At 38.3% G+C, this 14,911-nt stretch carries 6 protein-coding genes; 2 read left to right on the top strand and 4 right to left on the bottom strand.

Translation table 11 applies throughout. From position 1 onward, the window contains the following. Positions 1-51: 51 nt before the first annotated feature. The 3 genes from K2X50_03545 to K2X50_03535 all read right to left on the bottom strand — a co-directional run bounded on the left by K2X50_03545 (position 52) and on the right by K2X50_03535 (position 6,724). The gene (locus tag K2X50_03545) at positions 52-1,131 is read right to left on the bottom strand and encodes a hypothetical protein (GenBank protein ID MBX9586311.1); all 1,080 of its coding nucleotides are present in this window, start codon (positions 1,129-1,131) and stop codon (positions 52-54) included. 182 nt (positions 1,132-1,313) lie between these two features. Further along, entirely contained in the window at positions 1,314-3,080 is a 1,767-nt protein-coding gene (locus tag K2X50_03540) for a hypothetical protein (GenBank protein ID MBX9586310.1), read from the bottom strand. A 32-nt stretch (positions 3,081-3,112) separates the two neighbouring features. Continuing rightward, positions 3,113-6,724: a hypothetical protein gene (locus K2X50_03535; GenBank protein ID MBX9586309.1), complete on the bottom strand. Its 3,612-nt coding sequence runs from the start codon at positions 6,722-6,724 to the stop codon at positions 3,113-3,115. Positions 6,725-6,921: 197 nt separating this feature from the next. Here K2X50_03535 and K2X50_03530 point away from each other — a divergent pair, with 197 nt between their 5' ends. Continuing rightward, on the top strand, positions 6,922-9,780 hold the full coding sequence (locus K2X50_03530; protein ID MBX9586308.1) for a hypothetical protein: 2,859 nt from the start codon (positions 6,922-6,924) through the stop codon (positions 9,778-9,780). Between the two features lie 112 nt (positions 9,781-9,892). On the opposite strand, the gene K2X50_03525 is transcribed toward K2X50_03530, so the two are convergent. Further along, positions 9,893-11,011 (bottom strand): serpin family protein, encoded by a 1,119-nt coding sequence (locus K2X50_03525; GenBank protein ID MBX9586307.1) that lies wholly within the window; start codon positions 11,009-11,011, stop codon positions 9,893-9,895. Between the two features lie 323 nt (positions 11,012-11,334). Between K2X50_03525 and K2X50_03520 the strand changes: the two genes are divergently transcribed. Then, a complete protein-coding gene (locus K2X50_03520; GenBank protein MBX9586306.1) occupies positions 11,335-14,862 on the top strand; it encodes a hypothetical protein in 3,528 nt (1,175 codons plus the stop codon). Positions 14,863-14,911: the final 49 nt, after the last annotated feature.

Below are 14,911 nucleotides of genomic sequence, written 5' to 3'. Positions count from 1 at the left end.
GTTTCCACTCCACAACATCAAATTAAAAGATTTTCCAGTCCAACAATGACTTTAGAAGATCACACATTGTTCGTCATCAGCAGCATTATTAACACGTGGAGGTGTAGCTACTTCACTTCGACCTTTTTTCTTATCTGACGCTGGTGTTGTCACGAGTAACTTTTCTGTTTCCTGAGCCTTCGCATCCAATCCTTCTCCGGCCTTAGCTGCATTTATCTCTTCTTTATCTTTTCGTTGTGACTGTACTTGAGCTCCCGAAGAAGGAGTCATATTAACTCTCACATCAGCATTAGAACGATGTTCACTATCTGAATCTGGTCCAGATCCGCTACTTCCTTGGTTATCCTCAGCCAGTGTGAGTAAGTCATAGAGATCTTCTTCATCGTCATCTGGCATCGTCGATTTAACTAAGGGGACATTTGTGCCACTACTACCAGCCCCACGTTCGTTTGGTCGTTGTTGAGCCGCTCTTGAGGCACCTGTTTTACTATGTGGAGGTTGTTGGCCATTAGCTTTGGCGAGTGAATTTTCTAAATTCATTCGGCTCATAGTAGGACGAGCCTCATTACCAAATACTTGAAAATAGGTTGTTGGAAATACTGTTACACGAAACAACTTTAATTGAGCAAACAGTGGAAATACTTTTGGCTTGAGACTACATGCAAATACGCGATTATCCTGTCCCTTCTTGTTAATGGCTAATTTTTGATTTAAAAAAGTAGCTGCTTGTTTAGCTTCATTCTCTGTTGCATAAAGAAATTGTACGAATTGATGACCACTAGCATCACCTTCACCCATACACACATAACGTGGAGCATAAATTCCCATCTTGGTTTTAACAGCTTCGGGAATAGCAAATTGATCTACAACCTCTTCCATTACTAAGGCCGGTGCTTCTGAACTCTTTTTAACGGGAGCCGAAGTCTTGCTCGGGGTTGTAGCTGTGGTTACTGCTGGTGATTTTGGTGCTTGTGCTGGTGACCCAACTTCTTCCATTTCTATTACGACACCGTTTCCATCCGTATGAACCGAATGAACTTCGTCAGATTCATAGTCGTCTAGAAGCCCCCTCTTTGCATCAGGATTTCGGGTACGATCTTTGGCTTTACCCACTTTGATAGTTTTCTTCATAATCAATACTCATCTCTTTGTTGTGACTGGTTCTCATTTTATACCATAATTAAGCACAAGACTCAAGCGCTTTGCATGAAAATACGATTCAAAACCGCTACTATGATGATTAAACGTACCGACCCGGGCTATATTTTTATTGAATTTACGTTAATTTAATGATAAACACATGAATAAGATGCTTACTTAATTCCAAAGCCAAACCCCGCCTCATCAACGACATCATCAGCAGTATCACCTGGAATGGAAGACTCAAAGGCCTCAATAGCCGGTGTTCGATTAGCCTCCCTCTTCAACAAGAAATCGAACTCCGCATGTTTCTCTTGCCGGCGGGCAGCAGACAACAATTCGCCCAACAGTGATTGACTGATTGAGGACAACTCTTTAACACACAGCCTTATTGCCACCCACCTTTTATGCTCAATGGCTTTGCGCAGCATTCTTTCAAGCCCCATAAACTCTATTTGCCTTGGGTTGCCTTTTAATAATAAATACTCTTCTAAAGATCTAAGAATATAGGCATCTTCTTTTTCATTATATTCTCTATATACTAATTTCTCTTTATCGGATTGTGTGGCAGCGATGATTTTTTCAGCCAGCACAAATTCTTCGATCATGATTAGATCCCCAATGATAAAATCATTATTTTTGATAAGACCTCTTCTAAGCAATTGATGAAATAGTTCATTACAAAAAATATTATCGGCTGAATTTTGTAAGGGCCTTAGCAAACGAAATAATATCCTCGCATATCCGTTCGTTAGCATTTCAAGCGCTAAAAGGTTACCTTTTCGAGTTCTATCTAGGAAAATATCGGTCGTGATTTTTGGTAATCCAAGCAAGAATTCATAGTCCTTGGCAATAATTTTTTGATGCCTAGAATCTGGATTTTTATGTATTTTACAGCACTGAGCACAATCAACTACTCTCATTTTCTGAGTATAAAACGATAATTTTGGCCTCCTACCAAAAAGATTCCCTGGAAGATAAAAAATAATAGGGACTTTATAATCGGGATTTACTTTCAAATGATTTTTCTGAGCGTACTCACTAAACTCTTGAAGTAATTCTTGCGCAAACTGATAAGCCAATAGTCGTGATTCCAACGAATCGGAGCAAATCACAACAAGCGTTCGATACGGATTAAAGCGTAATCGCGCCAACACCTCGTTAGTGCCACCTTCTTTATTCCTCAGCTGAGCATTTTGCTCAACAAATAGCCCAAATTTTCCACGAGAATAAAATACTTTGGGACTTGCAGTTGCTTCTTCTCGATTATTAAAATCAAAAGGTCTGGCTACAGTGCCACAATCTCTCACCAATAAACGACTTAACAACGCATCATTTTTATGAGTTAATAAGCCATACAACTTTCCTTCTCGAACTTTGGAAAATCCAAAGGCATCTACCAACAATTGAGCGTCTATATAAGTACACGATTGAATCTGAGAATACTCTTTTTTCTCTTCTACTGAGTGACTAGGTTTTTTCTCGAGTCGAGATGACATCTCTCCTTGCGGAGAAATTGTATAATCACCACGCTCCTTAGGTCGTAAATTATGATACCGCTTTCCATTTTCGCCAGGAATAAGTCCTGATTTGAAAGCGTGGCTAAAGTCGAAACGATCAGCCCTGAGGGTTTTCAACAAATACTGATCTCCCATAAACGAGGGATGAAGCTCTCCTTTTTCTTGCATCCAAGAGATCTGAAAACAATAAAATTGATCGTTAGACAAAATTACGGCGACCTTATCTCGTTTTGGATAGTCAGCATCGATAATGGGTAGAATTTTTGTTAAGTACTCGAAAAATTTACTGGCTAGTTGAGGGGTAGAAAAATCGATCCGAATCAAATAGGTTTCACTAGTTTTCTGTGCACGAAAATTAAGAAAGCCATCCCATGAAGACAATTTTGTAGCGTCTATTTTTTCTAACGAATTTTTTTTCATTACTTAGCTCATCTCATTCTGGATAGATTAATCTAATATATAAAGAGCGTACCTAAATTTGGACTTAATGGTAGATAATCCAACGCCTCGGGTTCCACCGTTTTAACAGAACCATGATCAGAGTCAATGGATTTAGGCTCATAGTTTGACAATATCTGATCAGTAGCACTCAGAAAGTTATACATCCTCTGATTAAATGCCCGAGATTCATTAGTGCTTGAAAAAAAAGTAAGCGCCTTAGAAGCATTAATCATTTTCTCAAATTCGTGCAATATTTCATCAAAAGTTCGTTTAGAATCTTCGGGCCTTGGCAATGTTTCATAGTCTGAAAAATAATCGTTTAAGGCTTTCAAAATCGTCTGATAGTATTGAAATTTTATAACCCCATAATGTGGATTAATAATACCGCGATTGTCTAATGCGTAACCATCCCATTGCGCAATTCTAACGTTTCTCTTAAAGATATTAGTGTACATTAATTCCAGTTCTTTCCAATTCATAGAGTCTGTTGCAGCTTCCATATAATCCAACATGCACATCAAACTTAGATGTCTAATGTAGGCTGTACCACACTGCTTAACAAATCTATCGATAAAACCAGAAGAAAAATAATGCCTATACGCCCATGTTTGTAAAAATGCACTGGAAAATTCCTTTTTATAATCGTCATAAGTAATTATTACTTCAAACATGGATTCAACCGCTTTTTCATCACGATCTAAATGGGCGGCTTCAAATAGACAGGGAGTGATCTTTATAGAGCAATAAGCAATTAAAGCCTTAATATCATATTTCTTACTGTGCTGAACCACGTATGAAACTAATTCATCCTTAATGAATTGTTCGATACTTGGATTCACTAACAGGATACAAATGGCAACTTGATCTCCACTTTTGGCAATTTCACCATATAGAGACTGCCTTGACTCTCTAGAGTTATTTTTGCTTTCACCACAAAATGGTCTAGCGCCGAGCTTAATAAAAAAAGTGGCTTTAGAAAAATCTTTAGCTATGATTTTTTTATAAAATGCTGCATCGAATTTTTCACGGCAGAGCTTGTAATCACAATTCTCAAATATGACATTAATTAACCGTTTGTTAAAAACAAAATTATCAGCATGCGTCATATTAACTATTGTAGTGAATACAGTAATCAGAGATGAATTTGAGACTTGCATTGAGAATTTTAGTATTAAGTTAAATAATGCTATGTCTTCAAACTCAACAACCAACCTCATTAGTTCCGAGATGATTTTTTCAATATAAATAACTGAGAGATGCATCTCCAATAAAATATCGAGATGATTTTTTATAATAGGTAACACCCCTTGAGTTTTTTCGCGATTAAAAACTACCTGAGGTTGTGCCATCACATGTAGATCAACTGAATCTCTAGAATAGAACTGCAAACGAAGATTAAAAAACGAAACCCCACCCACAGCAAGAGCTTCGAATAGATAGCGACATAGTGTCTGCTCATCAGTCAGTGCCCTAGTAACGGCATGGACACCTAAAGCTTCATTTAGAATTTCAACAGCTCTAACATTACCTAGTGTCACAGCTAAATCTTGAGCGATGATGGCTCGAGACTCAAATCCATCAACACAACTCATTTCATGACTGACTAAATCAGGTAGTAAATCATTGTATTCATTCAATACCGCATAAAATAGTGTTGATTCCAACTCAAATCCAGAGTTCACTTTACGCCAATGAGCTTTAGCACCAGCTTTTAATAGTAATGCTGCTAAATCTCTTTGTTGATCTTTTAGAGCACCCAATAAGGCATAACCATAGTGAGACTTATCTTCCTGATCTGTACGATAGTGAGCAAACATCCTTACAGCTATCCAATCCTGGTAGTCTGTAGCACACACAATCGCTGTTGCGCGATCCTTTTCGAACGTTGTATCAGCACCTCTTTCTAATAATAATTTGATTTCCGGATATTCTTTAAATACACTGCGATTACACGCATTAAACAATAATTGTCCTAGAAATTTTTTAGTCGCCGAGGGTAACTCTTTCAGGCAAAGTTTTTTCGAAGTCCAGGTACAAAATGCCGCATCATCACCCAATATACTTTCTAATCCAAAAAATTCCAATTGCCTTGGATTACCACTATACTGCAATTTCCTATCCAATGATGATGAATAATTACAGGTAAAAGAACAAGTACATTCAAAAGTTAACGCATTTATTTTCGAGTCTGTTTCTTCCATCACTTTTCTAGCGAGAGTAAATTCTTCAACAACGATTAAATTAGCAATGATAGGGTCATTATTTTTTATCTTATTACGTTGAAGCATGGTATCAAATACAGAATCCGCTAAGGAATTATCTGCTGGATTTTGAACTGGCCTCAACACACGACTCAACATTCGAGTTCGACATTTAGCAATCATCTCCAATGCAAGCGGTTTACCCGAAGGTGTCGTTTCATCGAGAAGCATACTTGACGTTATTTTTGGTAATCCTAGCAGTAACTCATAATCTTGATTGGCAAATTTTTGATTTCTTAGACTAATATTTTTATAGAGCCTACTACATTCCATGACACCTCTTGATCTCATATCTTCACTATAAAATTTCATGCGAGGTCTATAACTTAAGTATCCGCCTGGAAGAAAGTACTTAACCGGCAGATAATACACAATCGGAATTCTGAATACAGGGTTGAGTGATAACCCCTTCGTCTGTGCATAGGTACGAAATTCTTGTAGTAATTCTTGTGCAAAATAATAGGCTAATAGCCGAGTCTCTAAGGTATCAGAACAAATGACTATTAAACTTCTATAAGGATTAAACCGAATGCGAGCTAAAACTTCATTTGTTCCTCGATGACTGGATCTGGCCGCTAAATTATGTTTTTTGAAATCTTCTAATTTGGCATTAGGATAAGATAGAGCTCTCATTGGCTCATTTTCAATCATTCGACTCCGTACAGCATCTTCAGAATTCCTGAATTCAAAAGGGCGACCAACTGTCCCAGAATCTCTAATCAGTAAGCGATTTATTAATGCATCGTTCATGTGAGTCAACAGGCCATACAGTTTACAATTTCTTTCTTTAGAAAAACCAAATGCCTCAGCCAACAATTTTTCATCAAGAAACGTGTTCGACTGAATTTGAGAAAATTCTTTTTTTTGATCAGGTGTATATTGAGGCTTTTTTTCTGCACGTGTGGTTAGATGCCCATCAGGTGTAATCACATATTCACGTCTCTCTATTGGGCGTAAATTATTAAATCTGCGCCCCTCTTTACCCGGAATAAGTCCTAATTTGAAAGGGTGAGTGAAATCATGCCCATCGGCCCTCAGCGTCTTCATTAAATACTGATTGCCCAGAAAAGCCAATCCAAATTCGCCCTTTTTTTGCATCATACTAATCTGTAAACAATAAAATTGCTCATTTGTTAAGGTCACGACGTTACTGTTGAGATGAGGGTATTCCAGACCTGTAATAGGTAGAGCTTGTTGAAGATGCTTGTAAAAATTATCCGCGTCCAGAGGTTGAGCGAATTCAACGTTAAATAGACCAGGGCTCAGAGACTGTTCTGGAGGAACCTCTAGGCATTCATCCCACGACTTGTTGATTTTAATCGTAAAGATGCAGGGTTTGTCGGTGACCTGGTTTTCTTGCATAACTCATATCTTTCTTAGTAGGCTAACTCCATTTTATACCATATTTCGATATAACCTTCAAGGTCATTAGCCACCTTGAGACCAACTTGTATACCACTAACCTCTGCCTCTCTTTTCTCGACAAATAGCACGAATATGTTAGGATCTCTGGGGCATGCGGTAAAACAAACCAGTAAAATATAATTTAAGGAGAAACTATGCAAACAGGGTACGAAACCGGTTCGTCGGATAGTCCAAGATTTTTTCACCCTAAAGTTTGGGGCCCATATCTCTCAAAAATTTTAGGTGGCCTTGTAGGATTAGTGTATTCGCCTTTAACGCTGCCTTTTATTTATGCCGGCTCAGATACTTTCATCATTCATAAAACTAACAAAACACTTTGGCGAGAATGGACTCACAACAAGACTGAGGAGAGTTCACTACTTTATCCTGTAGCTTCCGCAGTGGTAGCAGCAAACACGTTATATCGCTTTATTTTTATAATATTTAAATTTCCATACAATTTTTTTTACAGCCTCTATCGTGGAGTGAAGGATGGTTTCAAAGGTGGGTTATTACAAGCACTCACTAACCCTGCCCAGAGTTTTAATCAATATGATACTAAAGGAAATCTTGCTGGTCTTTATAATCAAATGGATAACAGAGGACATCCTGTTAATTGCTATCAATTTAGATCCCAGCATTTACTTACACTAGCTATTTTTTTAACAATTTTCGTCAGTACAATTGTGGCTACCATTTTATTTTTCCTTCCTGGGCTGCTACCCCTCGCGTACTCTCCCGTCGCAATACTTGCCCAGACCACCGGCGTTAAATTGGCCACATCGCTAGGCATCAATGCCACTGGATATTTTATTCCGCTGATTAATTTTGCAACCACAGTAATAATGACATTTCCCGCCGTGTTGGCACTGGAAAGCGCAGTTTTTGCTTTGATTTATACAGGAAAAGGACTCAGTGAATTTTTTCAAGGCATCCTTGATCCTAAAACACAATCCTATAAAGGTTATAGAATTACTTTTGCACTCAGAAAAATAATATCTTTGATCGACAAATGCGTGGCCATAGTAGTCGGCATGCCGCTCTATTTACTCTATAAACCATGCTTTCAAATGCTCCATTCTATCCGTATGATATTAAGAACTAATAAAACTATTTGGAGTGATGGCAAAAAGAAAGCTGAAACAAAAACAATTAATGGGGGAAAGAAAAGAGTTGCAACGAGTTTTAGTTATGAATGGTCTTATAAAGCTTTGGTGGCTTTAATTCTCCTCGGCAACACAACAGGGAGATTAATTTTACTTCCGTTTCAAATCGCTATCAGCCTCCTTTATGCCCCCTTACAATGTGTTCGTCATGCGACAAAATATGGAATATCACATATGTTGGCATATCCGTATCGATACGCCAATAGCTACAGAAATGAACTTCATGTAAAAGGCAAAGAAAATAAAAAATACGGTGGAGAAGGACACGACTACAAAAAAATTCGCGTTGCTGAAGCGGCTAATGTTTATTATTTTAAGAAAAAACACATCGCTATTGTAGCCATTTTGGCCGGTTTAGCATTTGTTCTACTCGCGAGCTTTATTCCGCCTTTGGGATATATTTCTATTACCTTATCTATTAAAGCGCTCACACCTTTGGGGCTGACTCAGGTGAGCTTATCAGGCGCCGCTGTATTAATTGTCAATTTCATTACTGGCGCAGTTGCTACAACAGCTGCAGCGATTGGATTATGGGCCACTTCATGGTTACTTTCGAAAACCAGCACTGTTCTCGTGTCTATCAGGCGATTTGTAACTGGCTCAAAACATTTTCATAATATATTTCATACTTCATTCTCAGCGGGTGATGCGTTACGCGTCATGAAAAGAGAAAACCTAGCAGTCAAAACGTTAAATTCTGTAGTCGATGGCCAAAAAACTCCAACAGCAACACATGACGAAAACAAAGAAATTACAGATATTAACCATAGTTGGTTTTTTAATTTAAAACAATTACTTGATCCCTCAGGCTTTTGGGGAAAAACGAAAAAGCATGCGAATGAAAAAGGTGTATTTGAAGTTCCTCGTCCGATTTATCACGGAAAAGATCCAAAACGACAATTTGAACGCAACAAAGTTTACAAACGTGTTAATCTTCGAAAAAATGAAATTGAGACACGAAAAATGAATGGAGAGCGCGGACGATCGAAAATATGGAATTGGCTTATTTCAAAGATTTCATTGGGATTTATTCCATCCTATACAAAAAAAACGGGCATTAGCTTAGCACCCAAAGACGGTATTATGGCTTTTTTCACTCGCGGCGATGACGATCCTATTGGACTTGGTTTCGACATTACCTTGTTGAATACAAAAGGCGAAAGATACGTTTTTAAAAAAGACGCCCACACTAATAACAAATGGTGGTGGAGCTGGAGATTTCACGATCCAACTTTTACTGCAGTGAAACAAGAGTGTGTGACTCTTCAACAACTCAGAATTATCAATCGAGGATTACGCCAACAAGGGGAAGTGCCCGAACATAACGAAATTCTCGCCTGTCTTACTGCAAGCGCTCTCAGAGCAGTGATCGTTTCCAAAGATAAATTACATTACCGAATTAATGCGATTTTCCGAAAGATGATTATTAAACAAAAACTCGGGATTGATCTCCCAATTTTAATGATGGGCACATTGAACAATTTCTATGGCGCCAATGACCCTCATGTACTAACTCGAGAATATACCGTTGAAGAACAAATTTATGATTTGTATTTATTGTCTACAAAGTCAATTGCTGAAGCAGACAATATCTTTGACGCCGTCGCAAAACAATATAATGATAAATCACAACATAAACCAAACAAGCGGGACTCAAAAAAAGATTTTGTAAAAACATTAGTCAATACACATCCGGTCAATTGGGCAACTTTGTTTAACACTCCGCGTAACGAGTCTCTAAATGAACGGGGTTTCAAACATTTTATTGAAGACGCTACGGGTATTGACCTCGACAGAACTGTTGATTACAAACCCATGGAAACTCATTTAGGCCCATGTGTCACCTAGCATCAGATGGGATCAGATCTAACATTGAAACTAGCTTAATATTGAGGTCAGATATTGATATGAAAGCGAGTTTCAATGTTAGACCTGACCCCGTCCCTTGACACATCTGAGATTACTTTCCAGGATTCACCACCTGTCCCATAAAAAGAATATCGCGAGAATTTCTATCCACAATCGCAAACACAAAAGGCCTATCGATATGAACCATTCTAGGCATTACCGCTCTGGTCATTACAATTCCTGCAGTGACAGCAGCCGCTTTTGTCCCTTTTTCATCAACGATTATGACCGCCTTTTGCAAAACCTTATCTAAACTAAGCGACACCTGATCATTAATATTGCTTAAATCTGCACGGGTTGTAAAAATAGTACGAATTCCCAGTGATTGCAACGTCGCTTTTAAATCCGTATACGAAGATGATATGGAAAATTTTGGCAGAAATAATGTGAACTCAGATTTTTGTTGAGCGCCCAATAATGATTGTATTTTTTCGTTGCTTAATGCACGAATAAAATCAGGAAATTTTTTAGTCTCTTCAGGCATCAACACCAACATCTCAAGTTGACTATCGCGATAAGGCAGCCCAACAAGCTGAATTCCATTTTGATTCGCAATAAAATAATCATCTTTTTTTGTCATAGTAGCCACGCTAACTTTTTTATTATTCAACAAGGTAAAATCCATGTTAGCGGTGTTTTTAACATCAAACTCAACAGGCCAAAATCCTTGAAAATAGATCGCATTTGCTAAAATCATTGCCGTACTCTTATCGACATCACTTGGCTGAAGAATATCTTTAATCATTCCATGAGTATTTGTATTGGCCCATTGATTCACCTGCTCAACCGCTTTTAATGCATTTTTTTGAAAATCGGCAGAAAGAATTTCACCTTGATAGCGTTTTTTAATGGTATCCAGATAATTGGGCTTAATGACTAGCCCTTGTTGCACCCAAATAGCGTTTGCAACATCATAGTCTTTTTGTTTTGAGACAACATTTTGACACGCCTTAGAAGATCCACACAAGGCCATCGAAAGTTCACGCTGAGTGTCTCCGAGAGCACCTTCTTGCAGCATTAACAGAACCGCTTCAAGACTTGTTCCAGAAAGCACAAAATTTTCAGTTGATTTATGATGTGCTATTTTTTGGAAAAAATTAACCGAAAAATCTTTTGCACTAGCAGTCATAGCAAAAGCCAACAGCAGCGAAAGTGATAGAAACCTTCTCATCTTATTCCCCTTGTTGATAGATAGAGTCATCTGCACATTGTAGGCTATTTGCATGATTCTCACCAAGGGGAGAGAATCACGATCCTCTCCGCAAAACCCCTCATCGTGAACTGAAGGTCTTCTAACACCTTGAATGCAAATGATTTCTATTAGCCGGAAACTGCTGTTTCCTAGTCTATTTTATGGACTTTAAGTATAAAATATGGGACAATCTTGGGTTATAGCTCTTTTTAGGGCCATAGGGGAACTTTGCTAAAGCTTTGTTAAGGTATAGTAAAAGCGCGCAGTATCGCCAGATAGCGTGTTTATTGGGGGAATCCACATTGGGTCTAGATAAAAAAACCGTACTAAATCACGAAGTTCAGAGACAAACTAGCCTATTTGTGCTCTCTGACCGAAAGTCACTCGTCTATAGACGGGCCTCTAAAGTCCCAGGTACCTCATTTCGCGATGAAGCGACTCTCCTTGTCAAAGAAGAGATTCCTCTGTTATACACAGCCAACGATAACGGTGCACTCCGTTCCCGCAAACTCCAAGAACAAGCCTTACCTCATGGCGGCACTTTGGGCTTCATCTATGAAATGGATCTCGATGACGCGAATGAATCACTCTACCATCAAAAAGGTGTCGATGGTGTTAGACTTGATAACACTGAAGATTTTAAATCTGCAATCCTTGACAGCAGCTTCGGCGAAGAACGTAAACTAGAAAGTCCTGGTAAATCACCCTCAAAAACGAAGAAAAAAAATATCTTCCCTAAAAGTGCAAATTCCTTTTATTGGAAAACAACTCAAGATAGAGTGCAGCAAGCTGTTGATTATGGCATCACACAATATGAAGCGTTAACGAGCAAAGTGATCGGTGCTGTAGGTGCTTACAGGCTGAAAGTATTCGAAAGAGCCTATGATTTCGGAATCATTTCAGATAAATACGAAGAAAAAGAATTTTTACTTCGTATTACTCAAACTCGTATTCGTCATATGCAGGGACTTGAACGTTTGACGAATGCCTACGATCAATATTCTGATGCAGAAACGAACAAGCAACGAATTGAAGCTACATTTAAAGACTATATCGATGCTTTAAAGCAGCTCCAAATCGACATCAAAGACCATTCATTCTCTCTTAATAAATTCGATCGCGAAGCAAGCCAAAAACTCATTAGTCAAATTCAAGACGATATTAAAGCGGCTAAGGAGTATCAAAGCTGTATTTTAGAATGCCCCCTTCCAGAATGCTCTCTGCAGGATCATCTCAAAGACACAATATTATTAGCCAGCGGACCTGATTCCATTGCTCATTTTATTAAAAATCGAATGATTTATGCCTTACGTCAAGCTCAAGAACATAATCAAAATACAACGTATAGCCGAAAAGCAGGGTCAATTTTTCGGGGTGAATTCAATAGTTATTGTGAAGACGCATTAAAAGTGATCAATAATTATCTGTGTGACCACCACAATCCTGTTACTCCAGAACATCAAGGCTATTTTAGTACCAATCCAAAACATTCACTGACTCTGGATTTTAGGCATTTAGGTAAAAATCGTCAGACTGTTCGACGATACATTATGGCAATTACTCAAATTGAGGGCGCAGATAAAATACAGTGCGATAGCGGAGATGAGTATGTATTACAATGTGCCAATAGTAATAATCCACATGCTAAACATTTGAAAGTAACTCGTTTAACGAACTGGGATATACAAGCGAGTAAATCCTATCCGTTTTACAGAATTGCCTATTGGATCTGGAATTTATGTGTGGGAATTGTTTTCGGTTTAATCGATCTCCCTGCAGGTTTTATATCAGGTCTAAAAGGCGAAGAACCCACTTCTAAAGTTTCTCAATATACCAAGGAATTTACACCGGATTGTGCTAAAGATACCCGTTTTCACGCGCTCGCAGAAAAAATCAACTTCCCCGCGGTCTCACTCGGTGCAAAACTCGGTAGCTTAATTGGTAGTGTGATTCGTAATACAATTTGGGAAGTATTTAAAGGTGTTCGCACCTCTTTTCAAAGAGCTCGTTTTCAAATGGGTGAAAACCTAGTGACAGATTTTGATATTTTTCATAACGGGTTACGGAGCGAAGCAGCAATCTTCAAGCAAGTCCGTGATGATTTAAATCAAATGAAACTGCAAGAAGAAGAATTATTTAATAAAATCAATAATAAACACAAAAAACACTGGGATCAAAAACCCGTATTTAGCAGCAAAGATGGCTCGAAAGAATTAGAACGTATTACACCTGAAGAAATTTCCGGACAACTTGCTCAAGCCTCTAATGAATTAAATCCCGGCGAATGGCATGATCTTCTGAACGCTGCCTTAGGCGGATTTATTTTTCTTTTTGATTTTGTTTTTGATGAGATTCATGCCAAACATCCTGGTTCAGGAATAATCTATAATGGGTTCTACATTCTCGGCATGATAGCTGTTTTATCACCGCAAACCCTAGAATTTTTAGGTAAGAATTACATACAAATTTCAAGATCCATTTCAGATGCAGCGACCAGCAATTTAACGGCAGGCGCATCTTTTTGTGCATCAGTAGAAGCACAAGCTGCCGCTATGGCGACAGAATTTGGCGTCAGCGGTAGAAATAGTTGGCTACTGACTGGACTGAGCTCATTAGAAGAAGAACCTTCTAATATGATTGCTTATAGCGCTATTGCGGTTGGATTAGGCGCAATATTAGCCTACGGACTTAATGTTCCCTATATCAGTGAAAGTATTCGTGGTGAACTGGGTTCAGTGCCAGCCATTGCACTAGGCGTAGCCGGAGCAAAATTTGGTCTTTGTCTTTTCGAGTTATTCCAAACGGAAGCAAGTGAAGAGAAAAAAGAAACTGACGCTCGTCGAGAAAAACTTAAGCTGCTGTTAATAGAACACTTTCAGGAAAAATATCAACTGACGGATCAAAAGATCGATGAGATTTGTAATTTTATGCTTAGTTCTGATTTCAAAAAATCACTGGAAGCAGTTTCCGCAGACAAAGATTCTGGACTTCAACGATTCCAACTATTCATGTTAATACAAAAGCACCAGCATTTATTACCTCATTTGCCTTATAGCACAAAACGTGAATTACTAGAGTTAATGCATCGAAACAGCGAAGCTATTCCTGGCGGTGAAGCTGCAATGCATCAACTCCTTTTCCCTGAAACAAAGGGCTCAATTATTGAGATTACCGTTTCAACAGTTTTAGATTATATTCCAGCAATAGGCGGATGTGCCGCCAGCATTGTCACATGGGATGCTCATCCTTGGCGTTATCTGGGTAATAAATTATTAAAAGATGTGGGTCGTGTTTTTCATGCTTTCGCAAATAAGATTATTAAAACAATAGCTCATTACATTCGATTAAACGTTCGCATTATTTTTGATGTAATATTTAATGAAATATTTGCCCGCATCGAAGGTTTTATTCGAAATGACCAACATCTATTATCTTCTGGACATTATTCCTTCTCTACCGATGTAGACACTTCTTTTGAAACTGCTAAAGAATTTTTTGCGCAACCTGTTGATGCAATGCGTAAAGCTGTTACCCAACCTAGCCCTCAAACATTCTTCGCGGAAAATATGCAACAAATCTCTAATGATTGCATTAAAGGATTTCAAGAAAATTCAACCGAGGCCTCACCATCAGTAGCAGCAAAAACCACTATTGAAGCCTCACCTCAAAAATCTAAGAAAAGAAAACCTGAAGACTCTTCTTTATTTGAAATCAATATATATCCAGCGATTAGATTCTTTAGCCCCTCAACTTCCAATAGAGAAAAAGTAGGGTCTTCAAGCTCAGAAGCGCAAAAGCATAAAACCGCACGAGCCATAGATTTCAACTAAATCAAGCCGCGTAAACAACCCAAAATCCATTAAATTGGCTTAATTATTA

Source organism: Gammaproteobacteria bacterium, assembly GCA_019748175.1.
Taxonomy (GTDB): domain Bacteria; phylum Pseudomonadota; class Gammaproteobacteria; order JAIEPX01; family JAIEPX01; genus JAIEPX01.
The sequence above is the reverse complement of the archived record's forward strand: the minus strand, read 5'-3'. Positions and strand labels throughout refer to the sequence as shown.

What these genes read in the sequence shown, in the direction of transcription:
- K2X50_03545 (MBX9586311.1), bottom strand. Translation starts at nt 1,131, where the DNA reads ATGAAGAAAACTATCAAAGTGGGTAAAGCCAAAGATCGTACCCGAAAT.
- K2X50_03540 (MBX9586310.1), bottom strand. Translation starts at nt 3,080, where the DNA reads ATGAAAAAAAATTCGTTAGAAAAAATAGACGCTACAAAATTGTCTTCA.
- K2X50_03535 (MBX9586309.1), bottom strand. Translation starts at nt 6,724, where the DNA reads ATGCAAGAAAACCAGGTCACCGACAAACCCTGCATCTTTACGATTAAA.
- K2X50_03530 (MBX9586308.1), top strand. Translation starts at nt 6,922, where the DNA reads ATGCAAACAGGGTACGAAACCGGTTCGTCGGATAGTCCAAGATTTTTT.
- K2X50_03525 (MBX9586307.1), bottom strand. Translation starts at nt 11,011, where the DNA reads ATGAGAAGGTTTCTATCACTTTCGCTGCTGTTGGCTTTTGCTATGACT.